Genomic DNA, 18,228 nt, shown 5'->3' on the forward strand with positions numbered 1-18,228 from the left:
TAAGTCAGCATTTATACGCTAAATGCTTAAATTAGAACTGTTTTTACTGCGTCAATCATCGAAGTAGCTGTCTGGAAATCAATGCTCCGGAAAGCAAATAGTGAAGCAATAAACATGATGGAAACAATTGCGAACAAGCTCATACATACGTAAGAGGATACACGCTGCGCACGCGGACCAACTGTAATCCCCCAACTAACGAGGAACGACCACAGACCATTGGCAAAGTGATATGACGCCGCAACCACACTGATCATATATATCGCAAAGGTTATCGGATTCGTCACCGCATCATGTATGACGCCGCCAATCTCTTCATGTGATACATTACCCAGCGCAATCTGCACACGCGTCTCCCATACGTGCCAGATGACGAATACAAATGTAATGATACCGCTTACCCTCTGTAACGTGTAGCGCCAGTTGCGCTCATTGCCGTAACGGCCCACGTTAGGCTTGGCCTGATAGGCAATGTAAAGACCGTAAACGCCATGATAGAACAACGGCAGCCAAATGAGTGTCGCCTCGATCACAATAACAAGAGGCAAACCGTTCAGAAATGCAACGGCACCGTAAAAAGCTTCTTTGCCGCCTTCAACTGCCGTGAAGTTCGTCACCAAGTGCTCGATAAAAAACAGACTGAGCGGAATGACGCCAAGCAAGGAGTGCAGCTTTCTGGAGTAAAACCCTTTCATAAAATGTCGATCCCCTTTCGCTAAATACAACGTTTTCATAAATGATTTCACTTATCATGACACGAATCCTTTTCCATGAAAAGGTTCGACAAATTGTTCCGTTTTCGCCAGGTGTGAACAACTTGTGTCACGATTCATGTTACTCCTTTTTTTCTTATAAGGGAATTGCAATATAATTATTAAATGTTATAACCTATAGGTATAAGCAGTGAAACATTGGGTTTACAGGCCATACAACATGGAAAACGATTAATCAAGGGCAAGAATCACACTCGTAGAAAAGAGGTTGTTGTTCATGTTCGAGGAGTTAAACGCATTTGCGGCGGTCGTGGAGCAGTCCAGCCTGAACCGCGCATCCAAGTTACTGAACTTGTCCCAGCCCGCACTCTCACGCAAAATTGCCAAGTTGGAGGATGAACTCGGGGTTGCCTTGTTCCACCGCCGGGGCAAACGGCTCGAGTTAACCAGTGTGGGCCAGCTCGCCTATACGTTCGCTGTGGAACAGAAGCAGCAGCAACAGAAATTCCTGACCATGCTGGCCCAGTATAAAGACGAAGAACAGAGCACCATTACACTTGGCGCCAGCCTGACGACACTTCAAACCACCTTACCACCTCTGGTTAATGCCTTTATGGAGAAACATCCAAATGCCGAACTGAAACTATTGACGGGGAAAACGCATGAGATTGTCTCTTTTGTGCGTGATAAAAAAGCCGATGTGGGCATTGTCGCCTCCTCCATCACCGAAGTGGGTCTGAACTGCGTACCGCTCTTTGACGATCATCTGGAGCTGGTTGTACCGCTCACGCACCCCTTATCCGGCAAGGAAGCCGGGATGGAGCATATGCAGGATCTGCCGATGATCACGTTCTCCAAAGGCACCTGGTACCGTAAATTAACGGACGACCTCTTTCAACGCTGTGCCGTGATGCCTGACATTCGCATGGAGATTGATTCGTTTGAAGCGATTATCCGACTCTTGCCTTCTGCCAAAGCCGCTGCTCTATTGCCCAAGTCGTATCTCCGTCCACAATTGCTCGCGGACAATGATCTGGTTTCGGTCTATTTGCCGCAACTACAGGAGACCCGAAGAACAACCTGCATGATCTATGGGGACAAAGAAGACCTCAGCGAGACCTCCAGACAGTGGGTCAAGGAGACGGCTGCGCTCTTTACAGCAAAGGCGCCGTTGCCCTCACGGAGGACCACGACGCCTTAGTCTATATCTTAATCCGCCAGGTTACTTCGCCTGGCTTCCATTTTATTTATCAGCTTTCCTGGCTGATAACCTCTTCCTCAAACCGGTCGATGTCTGCATTATTACCGATAATGACCATAATATCCCCCATTTGAAGCGAATCCAGTGCCGTCGGAGCGATAATAACCCCGGCTTCCTTCTGTAACGCTACAATGCTGCAACCAAAACGGACGCGTGCATTCAGGCTCGAAAGGGTTTTGTTGTGCAAACAGCCAGGAACCTTCATCTCGACAATACTGTAATCATTGGAAAGTTCAATGTAGTCCAGCAAATTCGGGGTAACCAGTTGATGTGCAACCCGAATACCCATATCCCGCTCGGGATAGACGACACGATCGATGCCCAGCTTATCCAGCGCTCGACCGTGAAGGACGGATATGGCCTTGGCCACAACGGTCTTGACTCCCAACTCTTTTAACAGGATCGCAGTGAGAATACTTGTCTGTATATCATCCCCGATGGCTACGATACCACAATCGAAATTTCGAATACCCAGGGAGCGCAGCACTTCCTCATCTGTGGCATCGGCTACAACGGCATGGGTAACCAGCTCACTCATGTCTTCGACGACTTCTTCATTTTTATCGATCCCGAGCACCTCGTAGCCGAGTTCCATTAATTCCTGTGCCAGACTAGAGCCAAACCGTCCAAGCCCAATCACCGCAAACTGCTGTGTTTTCATTGTTCTTCACGAACCCCTTATCCAATAATCATTTTGCCTTCCGGATACCTGTATAACTCTTTACCCTTCTTCTGCCCAAGTGCATACGCTAATGTGATCGGCCCAAGCCTTCCTGCAAACATCGTAAAACAGATCAGGAGCTTACCCAATGTGGTCAGCTTCAGCGTTAGTCCGAGTGATAACCCCACGGTGCCAAAGGCCGATGTCGTTTCAAATAAGATCATCATAAAACTGGCGTCTTCTGTGGTACTTAGTGCCATCGTTACGACTATGATGAACAAGAGCGCCAGTAATGTAATCGTAAGCGCCTTGAATATCCGTTCCTGTACGAGCCTGTAGCGGAAAAATACGATGTCCTCCCGCCCACGCATCATGGCGATGACTGCCCCAGCCATAATCATAAATGTCGTCGTTTTGATCCCGCCTCCGGTTGAACCTGGTGAAGCACCGATGAACATTAGAATGATGATGAAGAACTGCGTTGCCTGCCTGAGCCCGGCTATGTCTACCGTATTGGCCCCTGCTGTTCGCGGTGTAACTGACTGGAAGAATGATCCAAGTACTTTACCGCCCCAGTTCAGACCACCGAGCGTCCGGGGATTGCTGAATTCGAATACGAAAATAACAAGTGCACCAAATATAATTAGTAGTCCGGTTGTCAGCAACACCACTTTGGAGTGCAGGGACAACTTTCGCGTTTTGCGATAATCCACAAGATCTGACAACACTACAAACCCGATTCCCCCAGAGACAATCAGGAACATGGCTGTAAAATTCACCAGCGGGTCATATACATATCCGGTCAGACTGCGGAAATCACCAAACATATCAAAACCTGCATTGTTGAACATGGAGATCGCATGCCAGTATCCATAATAAATCGCCTGTCCGACTGGCATGTCGAACGACCAGCGAATGGCAAACAGTGTGCCACATATCCCTTCGAGAATCAGTGAGTAGATCACAACTTTGCGGATCAGCCGGACAATGCCCTCCATCGTACTCTGGTTCATCGCTTCCTGTAGAATCAACCGTTCCCTAAGCGAGATCCGCCGTTTGAACGCAATCGCAACCAATGTGGACATCGTCATGAAGCCCAGTCCGCCAATCTGAATCAGAATTGCGATCACTACCTGACCCAGCATCGAAAAGTGAGTCCCTGTATCCACCACAACCAAACCCGTGACACAGACCGCCGAAGTTGCGGTAAAAAGCGCATCAATAAATGCAAGGCTGTCACCGTTTCGACTGGATGCCGGAAGCATTAACAGCAGTGTGCCTACGAATATAATGCCGGCAAACCCTAACACAAGAATACGGGGTGGCGATAGTCGCATCCATTGAACATTCAGTCTCACTTGAGTATCATCCACCTCTGCATAAATGAAAATAACTCCACACCCCATGGAGCCTTCCTTACTTGAAATGCTGTTTCCAAACGTTAAACATGTATGATTCAGGTTAAAACGACATATATAATGAAGTTGGAATATTCTATTCGTTCCCTTGTTGGGTGAAAGACATGCGAATCGTTGCACATTTGCTTCAAAATTATAAGCGCTGCGGCGATTACAGACAAAACGTTTTTTGTGTAAATCGGATCGAATTCAGCCAAAAAGGGAAAAACTCAGATATGGCGACGGATGGATCAGATTCTTTCGGTCCTTTTCATTCATTTTCAAGGATTTACACCTGTTTTCGTTACATGATTGGCATTCGGTGCTTGGCCTGTGCTATGTTTACTTTAATATCCATATTAATAAAGGAGGAACACCATTACATGAATCCCTTAGGGCAGCCTTTGCTACTCAAGGCTAACTTCAAGCGTCTGGGGTTGCTTGCGGCGATCGGCCTGATTCTATTTTTTGTATTTCAGATCTTTCCTGCTACCTCTTCGCAAACAACTGAAATTTCGTCCACATCTTTCATAACCAAGGAGCAGGCGACGCAATCCGCACGATCTTTCGCAGCTTCTGTGGATGACTATACACTGCCAAATGATGCCGGAAACACCCTGGTGACCTACCAGACACATTCCGATATCTACGGGTATATGGCCAAGACCAAACAACTCGATACGTATAATCAGAAGTGGGAAACAACTTATCCTTACGATGTATACCGCGTTCGTTTGCCCGATCAGCACAAAGGCGGTTATCTTAATGTTGACGTACATATGAAAACAGGAAAAGTCGTCGGTTTCAAACGAGAACTGCCTTCTTCGCTCTATACCGCCATTGAAGCGGAGCAGGTCAGTGGACGAGTGACCACATCGCAAGTACTTGCTGAAGGTAATATATCTCTGGACGAGAAACAACAGCTCGCGGCTGGCGTTCTGACCGAATTCGGTTATGAAGTACCGGCCCTTCAACTGGAAACTCGCGATGGTGAAGCTGGACTGAAGTATACGGATTCTGCAAAAGCCATTGGGGACTCCAAGCTTGAACTGAACTTTACTTTTGAAGAGGGTGCGGTACGATCATTCGATCCTGGCTTCTCGGTCCCTGAATCCCATACCGATTATGTGAAGGCTCAAACGCGCCAAGCCAACTGGATGACTTATGGCGGCTATGCATTCCTGACCTTTGTTCTGGGTGTACTCGCTATCATCTATAGCATTCTGACTCGAGCACATACGTCTTTCAAACGCGGGATTATTCTCTCGCTGGTGTATTTCGCAGCTTCGGTAATTGGTACGTTGAACATGATTCCACTCTTTCAGGCACAGGGACTCTCGAGCTTCATGCTAGCGTTCCTGATGTTAATGCAGATGGGAATTACACTGGTCATGAGTGCAACCATCTATCTATCCCTGGTTGCCGGAGACGGCATGTGGCGGAAGATTGGTCTGAACCCATGGCCTCGTGCCAAAGAACCGGGATACGGGAAATATGTACTTCACAGCATGGTTGCTGGTTACCTGTGGGCCTTCATTCTGCTGGGTGTGCAATCCATCCTGTTCTTCATACTGGAGCGGAGCATCGGCACATGGTCAACAACGTCAGCAGATCAATCTACATTTAATATGACCTATGCCTGGCTTTTCCCGATTATGGCCTGGATGGCCGGTATTGGTGAAGAAACCGTCTATCGGCTGTTCGGCATTCGCATGATGCAGAAGATGGTTCGTAACACGTTTATTGCCTGTCTGATCCCAACCATCATTTGGGCACTTGGGCACACATTGTATCCGATCTACCCGGTAATCACCCGTCCGATTGAGCTGGTGGTGATTGGATTACTGTTCAGCCTGATCATGCTGCGTCACGGCTTCATTGCCGTTGTATTCGCGCATGTGATCTTCGATAGCTTGCTGATGGGACTTAGCCTGATCTTTATGGGCGATGCCCTGAATATGGCTGCCGGACTCTTCTGGATTGTACTCCCGGCCATCGTTGGATATGTAGTCTACAGATTCAATCCAAAACAAAAAGAGAAGCCGTATGTTACGACTCCTCATCCCGAAGTGCTGCAATAATCTGATTTGCCAGTTTGTCACCAATAGATAGAGGCCGGAAGTCTTCGACGCTGGCCTCTTTTATTTTGCGCAAAGAGCCAAAATGCTTCAACAGCAGCTTACGCCGCTTTTCTCCAATACCCGGAATGGCATCCAAACGTGACGTGACCATCGATTTGCCACGCTGTTCACGGTGGAACGAGATGGCAAAACGGTGGACCTCTTCCTGTATCCGCTGCAACAGGTAGAATTCCTGACTATCCCGAGGCAGGGAGATGACTTCCGGTGGATTACCAATCATCAACTGTGAAGTCTTATGCTTCGCATCCTTCACCAGACCACATACCGGAATAAACAGCCCCAACTCATTTTCAAGAATATCAACCGCAGCCGAAATCTGTCCTTTACCGCCGTCGACCACAATCAGGTCAGGCTGGGTCAGGTTTTCTTTCAATACCCGCTCGTAACGGCGACGGATGACCTCTCTCATCGTTTCATAATCATCCGGTCCTTCGACCGAACGGACCTTGTACTTCCGATATTCCTTCTTATCCGGTTTACCATCCGTAAATACGATCATGGCAGATACCGGGTTGGTTCCCTGGATATTTGAGTTATCAAACGCTTCAATACGGCGAAGCTGATCCAGTCCAATAAAGCGTCCCAGTCCTTCCGCAGCTTTGGATGTCCGTTCTTCATTTCGCTCAATCAGGCGGAACTTCTCTTCCAGTGCCACACGTGCGTTATCCACGGCCATGGTGATCATCTGACGTTTCAATCCACGTTGCGGAATAAGCACTTTGATCTCCAACCACTCCTGTAATGCAGCAGCAACCTGAGTTGGGTCTTCCAGCCCTGCAGAGAGTTTCTCAGCTGATACAGATGGATCCGTTATGGAAGCATCCTCTAGCGCACCCTCATTTTGTTCAGCTTCTGTCTCAACGGAACTTCCGTAAGCTGCACGAGTCTCAGCAACCAGTGGCTGGGAAGCAGTACTTTGCTCCACTTGTCCCGTCTGTTCGAGCTCCGCTGTAACAGCGGCAGGTACTGTTCCGTCAGCAACAGATCCCAAATCCTCACTGTCACGATCTGTTGCGAGGTCTTTAGGCATTTCCGGCAACAAAATCTCTTGAGGCAATGCCGGATTATCGCTGTAATACTGCGTCACGTAGGACATGAAGTCACTGTACGCTTCACCGTAAAACGGGAAAGTAGAGACGTGGCGTTCGATCATTTTCCCCTGACGCATATATAGAATCTGGACACACATCCAGCCTTTATCAATGGCAAAACCAAACACATCGCGGTCTCTGGCATCAGCCATCGTAATTTTCTGTTTTTCCATCATCGCATCGATGGCGATCACCTGATCGCGCAATTCCTTGGCACGTTCAAAATAAAGGTCCTCCGCAGCCTCTTGCATCTTTCGCTGCAAATCCTTCTTAATCTCTTCGTGACCACCGCTCAGAAATGAACCAATCTCTTGTGAAATCTGGTCGTACTGTTCCTTCTCCACTTCCTTCACACAAGGGGCAAGACATTGTCCCATGTGATAATACAGGCACACTTCTTTGGGCATTACACCACATTTGCGCAGTGGATACATGCGGTCGAGCAATTTTTTCGTTTGGTGTGCCGCATACGAGTTCGGATAAGGTCCGAAGTATTTGGCTTTATCTTTCAGCACACGCCGGGTTACTTCCAGCCGGGGGTGCTTTTCATTCGTAATTTTAAGATACGGGAATGTCTTGTCATCCTTAAGCAATACGTTATAACGCGGCATATGTTTTTTGATCAGGTTACACTCCAGAATGAGTGCTTCCATGTTACTGCCCGTCACGATATATTCGAAATCACGAATTTCGGACACCAGACGCTGGGTCTTTCCGTTATGAGTGCCGATAAAATAAGAGCGTACGCGGTTCTTCAGAACTTTAGCCTTACCTACATAGATAATGGTGCCTTCACTGTTCTTCATCAGGTAACAACCAGACATGTCTGGCAACAAAGCGAGCTTGTGGCGAATCTGCTCCAATGCCTTCTCCTGATCCTGCAAATCATTAATGAATTGATCCATAATTCGGTGAATCCTCCTTCCCGAAAAAGCTGAAATCCTCACCTTACATGAGATACTCCGACGACAGAATGATCTTTCGATCGCCGTAATTCACACGAACACTACGATAACAGAACAACCTTCCAATCGCTGTTATCCCCAGATTTTTTGATTCCCTTTTACAAGGGGAAAATCCGGTGATAAAGGCGAACGCTTCGCTTTTTCAGTTTTTTTCTGTTCTCTCCGCTATTGTGTGAGTAATTAGTGCAATACATATTAAAAGTGAAACTCGGATAAAAATTGCAACGGCTATGCTTCTACAGCTCATTTCTGTCCTCTCCGTTAACATGTAAATTTCCAGTTTCATTTTATAAAAAATATATACTTTATATTGTCCTATATAAAGGTATTCGACGCAAAACGCCCCCGGCATGTAAACCGGAGGCGTATGTGTAAGCCTGTAAATTATTGGTGTTTTGCGATAATTCCTTTGAGCGCATCTTTCGAATTCAGACCAACCACTTTATCTACCGGTTGACCGTCTTTGAAAAAGATCAATGTTGGAATGCTCATTACGCCAAAGCGGGAAGCAGATTCCGGATTTTCATCCACGTTAACTTTAGCAATTTTCACTGCATCGCCAACTTCTGTGGACAGCTCTTCCAGGATTGGAGCGAGCATTTTACAAGGACCACACCAAGGCGCCCAGAAATCAACAAGAACCGTTCCTTCGCCTTCTACTTCAGCGTTGAAGGATTGATCGGATACGTTAACAATAGCCATGAAATTGTCCTCCTTATATATACTTACGGTTTATTTTAACCTGTAACGTCGTGAACGACACTTCCAGTATAACACAGGTACGTCAAACTTGTGAATTCAACGCTACAATGTTCATCTTCCCAACATCAAATCTTCACAATTAAAGGATGTGGCATGCCAACTGCAAAATCTTTACAAACGCTTTCTTTTCCAAGTATACTAAAATTACTCCGGGTTTCAGCCCCCACACGGGCAAGCTGTCATTCCCTATAAGGAGGCAATAAACATGGACGCAAATGTGCGAATCAGCGACCCGCGTGAACATGTGAACGAGGAACCCCGCAACGATCTTTTTGATCTGATCGTGGGTGTTGCCGGCATGGCTGGCCTGATGACAGTGATCTTTTTCGGTATGGTGATTTTCAAATTCATCACCGAATAGGATTGCTCAGGCTCACGCAGGGCCAGAAAAGCCCGGTTTTCGCAACCATGCGAAAACCAGGCTTTTTTTGGGACTACTTTTAGTCAAAATTCATATAAAATGAACATTAACGTTTGCCGCGCTGATTCTCACCTCGAACGGAGATAACATCCACGAATGGACGAATACGGTCCATTAGACGCTGGCCTTTGTTCATTTCCTCGCCGTCCCGGTTGGTAAAGCTAAGGTGTTTTTCCAGCCCATCCAGATTGTAATTGGAGGTATAGAATGTGGGTTTGCGATTCATCCGATAGTTCAGAATGGACCCCATTACATGGTCCCGAACCCATGGGTTCAAGTTCTCTGCACCGATATCGTCAAAGATGAGCAGATCACAACTTTTCAGAATATCCGTCATTTCCTTCAGCTTCTGCCCTTCACTAATCATGGATTTCAGATCCTCCACAAAGTCAGGCATATAGATAATGACACCCGTATGGCCTGCAACCGCCAGTTCATGCAGCAGATAACACATCAGGAACGTCTTGCCTGTCCCGAAAGTTCCTTCGAGAAACAGTCCTTGTGGAGACAATCCGTTCTCCTTGGTCTCCCTAATATACCGAAGCACCTGATTCACTGCCGGAGCACGCATACGATCCTTGCCCATAATCTCCACATCATTATATCCGGCACTGAGTGCACGCTCGTCCACATAGAAACTGCGAATTCGTTGCTTGATCACATGTTCATTTTGCCGGGCAGTATGTTTGGAACAAGGTGCTTTTATATCTATGATTTCGGGTTTACCGTTAAAATGTTCTACTTCCAGTTTACAAAAGTGGCCCTGAAAATCGTTAGGGCAGTTGTCGAGTCCCGGACAATTCGCACAGTTCTTTGAGTCTTTGGCGTACTGAAACAGCTTGCTCAGATCGGTCATGAGCTGTGCATCTTTCAGTTCAGGATGACCTGCGCGGAATTCGCGTACGTACGGATCTTCCATCAAATCCGCCGCAATCCGCCGCGATTGCTCACGAAAGGCAGGGTTCAGCTGCTGAAGCAGTCCTCCCAAGGATTCCATGGCTTCAAGCCCCCTTAATGTTTCAATATAGAATGAACAATTGAAGTCGACCTGTGACCATCAAGGATGGGATGGTAACTTTCGATCACTTGCAATTCTACTGTTCATTCTATAGAAAAACAACCAATAACTCAACCGATACATCTGGTAAATAGCGTAACTCTTCTACCACGAGGCGCACTACATGAGCAACTAAAATGTTTCCGATGGAAACATTCTTCGAAAGCGTCTACTTATTTCGGCTGAATTTCAACTTCGATGCTAATGATGCCACTAGGCATGATTCGTAATCAAAAACGGACTTTTTGAACAACCTCTATTAGCGCCGTAATCCAATTGTTACGATTTCGCATGAACCAGTCTGTATGTTCCATTCCTTGCTGGCAAATGATAATGTCGACGCCTCTTCTATACTGTGGGAATGAAAATTTTCTCCCTTTTCCTCCAGGATGTTGCTCTTATATGCCGTTTCAAATGGATGTGGATTCGCTTGCGATGCAGCAAGCTTCAACGTGGCGGATTCGGTGTTCATATTGTACCAGCGAAGCATCACATCACCGGAATCTTCATTCACCTTGAGTGAAGAAAACGCCAATCCGTCCCCTTGCCATGCAAATGGTGTGTTACTAGGTGTCAGATAACCCGTGTGTACTTCAGTTTGTACCAACGTCCACGGAACCTGGAACTGATAGGCCTCGATATATGCACCTGACGATGCACCATTTCCATCATGTGGAATGATCTCGATCTGAAACGAATGTTCACCAAGACATTGTGCTTCCGGTGTCGGGAACAAGCCCCAATCTCCGAGTTCGCCCACAGCACGAAGCAGCGTTACGGCGATGGTGTTACGCCCATCTTGAAGGACTTCATATTCATTCAGGCCCAGATTGGCAACGACCAATCCTGCGTCCTTTTCACTCACATCTACAAAACTCTGTTGATGCTGTGTATTGCTTGGATTTTGCCACTCTGGTGCAGGCTTGTTATCACGCGTTGCAATTTCAAACATGGAATCCACATGATGAACAGCAGATACAAGATCGGTTGGGAAAAGGGCGCGCACCCGATGATCCTTCGCCTGATTGTTGAAGGTTGTTTTCATTTGCACTCCTTTTCCACTACGACTAAGGGATACAATCGTGCGGATCTGGAGCGGAATCATTTTAGTTGAACGTTGGGCTTTACGGTGTGGATAATATATCAGTTCCCGCTGTTCCTGATCCAGCATCTCATCCGCTGACTCCGGTATTTCCCAATGATGAATCACCTCGAACGAGGCCAAGTATGGTGTATTCTCAAGGACCCGAATTTCAGCCTGAAGCGCTTGTGTTGTCAATGCTACTTCATTCTCTGGCTGTTTGAACATGTATTCATTGCCGATATCGCCCACATTTTCGTACACGCCTAGGTTTTTGTAAGTCCTGCCTGTTCGTTTGTCTGTGAGTGTGAATGAACCGTTGTCTGCAATCGTGACGATCAAATGTTGATTCTCCATGCCGCGCTCACCACGCAACAGCGTAGTCGTTTTCGGTTGAGAGCCACTCTTGGCATGATCCACTGAGTTCACCAAAGCATACGTCTTCAGGCCCAATGCAGCTACGTGCTCTGTTTCAAAACGAATACGTACTCGCCGACAACTATACGGCTGGCGGAAACGGTCATCCGGCAGATCATAGCCAAATTGCAGACCCAGATCTTCCACCGTACATGGAATGTGGTTACCCTCTTCATCTACAAGTATGCGATCTGACAGGTCAACGGCTTTCATCTGCGCCGCCATCTCTTCCAATGTATATCCATCCCGGAAATACAACCGAGCCGCGTCCAGTTCCATCTGAACCACACCGCTTCGTTCCCAACCCGTTGTATTAAAGACCACAACAGGCCGGGCACCTTCGCCGTAACGCTCAAATATGGAGGTATCGACGGCTGTAGCAATCTGGCTGGTGCTCTCTCCAATCAGTGCCTCTGCCACATGACGGCTCTTATCAAACCGTGTCACCATCTCGCGGTGCACCTCATCCACACTGCATCCACAGATGCTGTCATGCGGGTGATTTTGCATCAGCGTTTTCCAGGCATATGTCAGTTGATCATGTGGATAAGCATGACCAAGCAGATAGGCATAGGATGCCAGTGGTTCAGCCACTTTTTCCAGCATGGTCTGGCCTAGCTGGTTCATCTGTTTCAGATACACACGAGCCGAGGCCGTGTTCACCAGAGTTCCCCAGCCATCGGTACGCTGGCTGCGCAGTTCGCCTTTGACCGTGGACAGCTCATGTTCAGCCGATGCTCTCAAAGCTTCCAGATAATCGGGAAAGTTAGAATGAATGAACTCGATATCGGGATGTAATTGCTCAGCCATACGGATGGCTTCTGGCAGATCCCGCTGAATGGGTTGGTGGTCACATCCGTTCATGTAGAGCAGCTCATTCGTTGATGCATATTTCTCCGCGTCTGCAAGCTTGGTCTCCCAGAACTTGCGAGCCGAAGCCTCGTCTACCGGAACTTCATTCCCGTTGGAGTACCAGTTGGCGAACAATACGCCGAGCACTTTCGAACCGTCTGGTCCTTCCCACATCAGTTCCGAGAAGCTTGATTCATATCCGGCATCCGAGACCGTATTATTGAAGCCTGTCGGCTTCACACCACGACCAAAGAACACATTATCAATGCCCGATTGCTGCATCAGCTGCGGGGTCTGTCCGACCAATCCGAATGTATCTGGAAAGTAACCAATTTTCGAAGGTGTGCCGTAACGTTTGGCATCCTTATGTCCAACCTGCATGTTGCGCACATTGGCTTCTCCGCTCGTCAGAAAAGCATCCTGCAAAATGTACCATGGCCCAATCACAATCCGCCCATTGCGGATATGTTTCTCCAGCCGTTCCTTCTGCTCTGGTCGAACCTGAAGATAATCATCGATGATAATCGTTTGTCCATCCAAATAAAAGCTTTTGTAGTCCGATCCCTCATCAAGCTGATCCAACAGTGAATCGACGAGCTGAATGAGCCGCATATGATGCTTCTCATAAGGCAAATACCATTCCCGATCCCAGTGGGTATGTGAAATGATGTGTGCTCTCTTCGTCTTCGTCATCGTGTTATCCCACCTCTTTCATCTTGTTGTATAATCTCAACCTCATCCGGGCGATACACGCCATCCAACTTTCCGGAAGCATCTGTGGCAAATAACACCGAACGATTTTTCTCCAGTTGGAACGCATACGATACACCTGTACGTTGATCTCTTACGTGAACCTCATGGTTCAAGGCAAACTCCGATACAAATACATACAGATTCCCTTTTGGAAAACTCAGCTTCCGCCCGTAGATCCCTGCGATATCCCCTCCAGAAATCCATTCGAACTCCTGTTCGATACCCGAAATTTTGGTTGCATAACGATATAATTCAGCAAGTGGCTCGTCCCGTCCATTTAACTCGAGCGGCAGCGGAGTCCAGATTAATTTCCCTTTGCCCAAAGGCGAAACGGTTACTTCATCTGGTGAACCATTATCCCCATGAAGCAACGTCTCCTTCGCGACCTCTGCGATACGACGCCGTCCATAGGTCACCCGGTGATTCACGCCATTAATCTTCAGCAATTCTTCCCGCTGCACGTTACCCAGACTGCGTTTGCCTACGATATGATCTGCCCGGTAAGTTGTCTTCCAATAAGCATCTAGCGCCAGTGGCCCGGTAATGAGCAGGCTCGTGCCTTCGTTCTCCGCGAACTTGAGCAATTGTTGCAGTGCATCGCTGTCCATATTATGTGGACTCGGCACGATAATCAGCTTCGGTGGCTGCTGCTCCAGTGCTTCCAGATGATATTCGGATAACGCACGGAATGGCAGTTTTAGATCATAGGACATCACACGAGTAAGCTTCGTTGTGGCATCATAGGCCAGGGAACGGTTGGAGAAGTCATTGGAATACGGGAACACCACTGCAATATCCTCCAGCTCACGGTCTTCAAAGAGATCACGAATGCCATGCATGAATCGGCCAAAATCATAAGATACATCCGCCTCTGGTTTCTCCGTACCATCTGCACGAAGGGCTCCGATATGAGACTCATTGGCATTATCCATATAGAAGTTGGTATTCCAGATCCATTGCACCGCTCCTGCGCCGCCTGTCGAGAAAGCATAGGCATACTTACGTTCGAGAATGCCACGAAGCTCTTCTTCCGTACGTTTGGCTCGTCCATCCGGGGTTTCCACATACATGATGCCCGTCTCCTGAATGAGATTCGGTTTGTGTGGGGTTTTGGCGAAAATGCCGTCCCAGATCAGATCATCGTTCAACCACCAGGAATGCACGGTTGTATAATCCACTTCACGTTCATAGAAGAACGGCGAAGGACGCTGTGCACCAAGGGCTTCGTCCTGTCCCACGGTAACCAGATGATCGGGAACCAGATCCTTGATCGTACCTACAAGCTCTCTAGCCCATACATTGTGCATCTCCATAGAGAAAAGACAGTAATCGAGCCAGCGCGTTCCTTTTTTGGCCTTGTGCATGTCCTGTACATCAAAATTAATCTCTTCGGGCTCCGGGATGACCGCGGCTGCAAAGTTGGGGAGCTGCTTCGGTGACATGTTCCATGCCTCCTGCAACGCTTCAATCGTCTCATGACGCTGCTGAAGCCAATCGATAAAGGCCTGCTGTTCATGCGAATCCCTCGCCGAGCGTGGGCCAGCTGAGAAGATACGTACCGGATCGAACATCGATGGCTCATTAATTAGATCCCAGTCCACATGGGTTGTCTGCGTGTGACGACTGACGATGCTGCGGATGAAACGCTTCTGAGCTTCGACACTCTGCGGGTCCAAATACGGATTCGTTCCTTCCCATGTCTCCGGTGTAAAGGAGAAGAAGGTGAACGTGACCTGTAAGCCGTGCCGTTTCGCCGTTAATATAAATGCATCAATGGCACGGAGCACATCCTCCGCCATATGACCATCCACCTGCATCATATTGCGATAGGCGGTCCAGATTCCCGTCCGAATCCAGTTGATTCCTGCTTTCGCCATCTGAGCCATGTCCCGATCCCAGACATCCGCGTTCGGCAAAAACAGAAATTTCCGTGCCACATCGGAGGTCATGTAGGTCATGCCCACAACAGGGAGAGGACGTCCGTCTTTTACAAAATAGTCCCTGCTGCGGCTAATCACTTTCCCTTCTGCCAGCAATGCGGCATCCTGTCCCCAGAAGCCTTGACGCAAGATTCGAACTTCCCCGTCAGGTGCCTGCGCACGGCATACGATCCGATATAGCCCACTTTCAATGGAGATTGGGAGAAGTATACGTTTGAACTGCTGCTCACCGGAAAGTTCCATCTCCAGCCGATGGTTCCATACCTTCTCCGTCATGCCGCTAGTACGGTTCTCTCGCTCAACGCTCAGATCAAACGTCCACAGTTCGGACTCTGTAAGTCTGTTGCCTGCTCGCTGTAAAATCTGGCCTTGAAGTGTGAGTACAGCCCGTTCATCTGGCTCATACGAAGCATAATTCGTTTTCAGGGATAACTCGGTTACACCTTGCGCACAGAATTGCGCCCACTTCACAATCTCGGCAGCGCCATCCTGCTCCCAGAATGTGGTGGTCAACGGCAGATGCACGAACATCCAGCGTGAACCTACGAAAGTCCCGCGGGAGTTTTCCCACAGAACAACCGGAGCGGCGACACTGCGTCCGTCCTTACTCATGCCATGAAGTAATGGGTAAATCTGCGTACTCATCGGGCCCGATGAACCCATCTGGTGAGGCAGATCACTTGTTTTGGTCGTATGTGGGACCAGATTCCATGTATCTGAAATCTCGAAAAGTCCCTCTTTACCAGCAAGGAGCGGGATATATTCAGATGAAGTGTAGGATTGCACGCCAGCAGAAGATACGTTCAACGCCTCATGAATATATAGTTCCTGATGGTAAGCGGTCTGCTCCGACTCAACAAGCCATGCCCCATTTTCATATCGAACCGGACGTTTGAAAGGCGCACCACCAACACTGATCAGGCTCCCTCCCTGATGCAGATAAGCTGCAATCTCCGTCCAAGCGGATTTGGGGAAATAAGGTGCGTGCAGATTTACAAGACATCCTTCACCTGCCGTGGCATTCAAAGTCTCTGCGAGTTCTTCGGCGTTTACAACGGTGATCTCTTCGACTGCTTTCCATGCATTCAGAGCCATTGGAGTTGGCAAAGAGCCTTCCATCGGAAACGCAGGATCAGCGAAGATAATCAGCTTTTTTACACGAGGTTGAGTACTCATAACAGGCCATCCTTCATCGATCTGTAGACCAACTGGGAGAACAAGCTGTTGGACCATGCAAACCATTTTCGTGTAAAAATCGTCGGATCATCGGCGTGGAAACCTTCATGCATATAACCTGTATCCGCATCTGTCGCTTCGAGCATGCGAATAATCTCCAGTTTCTCCTCGGCAGACTGCGCAGTCAGTCCCTGCATGGATAAGCCCATATGCCAGATATAATCTGGTGGTGTGTGCGGGCTACCGATTCCTTTGGCAACCTTGCCCTCATAATAGAACGGGTTCTCTTTGCTCAGAGCGAAGCGGCGGGTATTCTGGTAGATCGGATCATCCGCTGTGACGTAACCCAGATATGGAATGGACATCAGTCCTGGTGTACCCGCATCGTCCATGAGACAGTGATTGCCATAACCGTCCGTCTCGTACGCATAGATCGGTCCAAATTCCGGATGACGATAAATCCCGTACAACTGAATACCGTGATCCACGTCCTGCTCCAGATCCTTTAATTCCTGCAAAAGTTCCATATCCCGGAACACCCACTCGGCAAACTCCTGCATTTGGCGCAGAGCTACAACCGCGAACATGTTGCCTGGAATGTTGTAGTGGAAATCACACGCATCATCACTGGAACGGAAACCGGACCAGATCATGCCTGTATAATTTACTGGCATGCCCTTTCCGTGATTGCGGAGGGAATCTGTTGGGATACCGTTATTGCGAGTAAAGCGATACGGAGATTGTTCCATGTGATGCTGTTCGACTTTGAACAGGTCCACGATTTTACGCATCGCTGCCTTGAAGCTTGAATCGAAAATATCGGTTAGCTCGGTTTCCTTCCAATATAAATAGGCCAACCGTACAACGAAACATAATGAGTCGATCTCAAACTTGCGTTCCCATACCCAAGGCGACATCTCAGTCTCGTCCGTGGTATTCCAGTGCCAGTCATTCGCTGTCTCATTGAAGGCATTGGCATATGGATCGATATGAACATACTGGATATGACGTTTGATCAGCCCGCCAATAATGCGCTGCAGGTCCTCATCTTCCTTAGCAAACGGAATGTAGTGTACTACCTGCTCCACGGAATCACGCAGCCAGGAAGCTGGAATATCTCCTGTGATGACAAAAGTCGTACCATCCTCCATCAACTTCGTTGTTGTTTCGATGGTATTGGGGAAACAGTTTTTGAATAATTGAAGCAGTTTCGGCCGGTGAGCCAGCTTCTGTTCTGCTTCTTCGAGCACGGCCTGAATGGATTGCGGCAAGGCAACAGGCGGCATGGGTATTTTGGGTAATCTGAATTGTTCCATGGATGAGTGCAACTCCTTAAACAAATTGAATGGTGTAGCTATAAAAGATAAACCCATTAACTGTACACTGGGACTCTACGATTGCAGTACCATCTTCCGATCGCTGTTATCCCCAGATTTTTTTGATTCCCTTCTCTAAAGGGAAAATCCGGTGATAAAGGCGAACGCTTCGCTTCTCCATCTGGTTCTGCACTCTCCGTTATGTGTACATGTTTAAGTTCATC

Annotated in this window: 12 protein-coding genes; 3 read left to right on the top strand and 9 right to left on the bottom strand. The window is 48.0% G+C overall.

Features of this window, described 5'->3' with window-relative positions:
* Window positions 1–26: 26 nt before the first annotated feature.
* Window positions 27–695, bottom strand: a complete 669-nt coding sequence (locus tag M1D71_RS23820) for a succinate dehydrogenase cytochrome b558 subunit (protein ID WP_062837920.1) — start codon at window positions 693–695, stop codon at window positions 27–29.
* 295 nt (window positions 696–990) lie between these two features.
* Between M1D71_RS23820 and M1D71_RS23825 the strand changes: the two genes are divergently transcribed.
* Entirely contained in the window at window positions 991–1,914 is a 924-nt protein-coding gene (locus M1D71_RS23825) for a LysR family transcriptional regulator (RefSeq protein WP_458123963.1), read from the top strand.
* A gap of 49 nt (window positions 1,915–1,963) precedes the next feature.
* Here the strand turns inward: M1D71_RS23825 and M1D71_RS23830 are convergent, their stop codons facing one another.
* On the bottom strand, window positions 1,964–2,635 hold the full coding sequence (locus tag M1D71_RS23830; protein ID WP_458123964.1) for a potassium channel family protein: 672 nt from the start codon (window positions 2,633–2,635) through the stop codon (window positions 1,964–1,966).
* 17 nt (window positions 2,636–2,652) lie between these two features.
* A complete protein-coding gene (locus M1D71_RS23835) occupies window positions 2,653–3,972 on the bottom strand; it encodes a TrkH family potassium uptake protein (RefSeq protein WP_458127334.1) in 1,320 nt (439 codons plus the stop codon).
* A 443-nt stretch (window positions 3,973–4,415) separates the two neighbouring features.
* Here M1D71_RS23835 and M1D71_RS23840 point away from each other — a divergent pair, with 443 nt between their 5' ends.
* A complete protein-coding gene (locus M1D71_RS23840; RefSeq protein WP_458123965.1) occupies window positions 4,416–6,113 on the top strand; it encodes a CPBP family intramembrane glutamic endopeptidase in 1,698 nt (565 codons plus the stop codon).
* On the opposite strand, the gene uvrC is transcribed toward M1D71_RS23840, so the two are convergent.
* Both uvrC and trxA read right to left on the bottom strand, forming a co-directional pair.
* Window positions 6,082–8,169, bottom strand: a complete 2,088-nt coding sequence (gene uvrC, locus M1D71_RS23845) for an excinuclease ABC subunit UvrC (protein WP_458123966.1) — start codon at window positions 8,167–8,169, stop codon at window positions 6,082–6,084. The genes M1D71_RS23840 and uvrC overlap by 32 nt on opposite strands.
* A 444-nt stretch (window positions 8,170–8,613) precedes the next feature.
* Entirely contained in the window at window positions 8,614–8,931 is a 318-nt protein-coding gene (gene trxA / locus M1D71_RS23850) for a thioredoxin (RefSeq protein ID WP_017692451.1), read from the bottom strand.
* A gap of 265 nt (window positions 8,932–9,196) precedes the next feature.
* Between trxA and M1D71_RS23855 the strand changes: the two genes are divergently transcribed.
* Window positions 9,197–9,352: a YqzM family protein gene (locus M1D71_RS23855; protein WP_091037832.1), complete on the top strand. Its 156-nt coding sequence runs from the start codon at window positions 9,197–9,199 to the stop codon at window positions 9,350–9,352.
* A gap of 106 nt (window positions 9,353–9,458) precedes the next feature.
* Here the strand turns inward: M1D71_RS23855 and dnaI are convergent, their stop codons facing one another.
* From dnaI to M1D71_RS23875, 4 genes are all read right to left on the bottom strand, one after another.
* A complete protein-coding gene (gene dnaI, locus M1D71_RS23860) occupies window positions 9,459–10,409 on the bottom strand; it encodes a primosomal protein DnaI (RefSeq protein WP_336764650.1) in 951 nt (316 codons plus the stop codon).
* A 319-nt stretch (window positions 10,410–10,728) separates the two neighbouring features.
* A complete protein-coding gene (locus M1D71_RS23865; protein ID WP_458123967.1) occupies window positions 10,729–13,512 on the bottom strand; it encodes an alpha-mannosidase in 2,784 nt (927 codons plus the stop codon).
* On the bottom strand, window positions 13,509–16,688 hold the full coding sequence (locus tag M1D71_RS23870) for a beta-galactosidase (RefSeq protein WP_458123968.1): 3,180 nt from the start codon (window positions 16,686–16,688) through the stop codon (window positions 13,509–13,511). The genes M1D71_RS23865 and M1D71_RS23870 overlap by 4 nt, the downstream gene beginning before the upstream one ends.
* Window positions 16,685–18,004, bottom strand: coding sequence for a glycoside hydrolase family 125 protein (locus M1D71_RS23875; RefSeq protein ID WP_076329001.1), 1,320 nt, complete (start codon window positions 18,002–18,004; stop codon window positions 16,685–16,687). Before M1D71_RS23875 ends, M1D71_RS23870 begins: the two co-directional genes overlap by 4 nt.
* Window positions 18,005–18,228 lie beyond the last annotated feature (224 nt).

This window comes from Paenibacillus sp. Z3-2 (genome assembly GCF_054161325.1).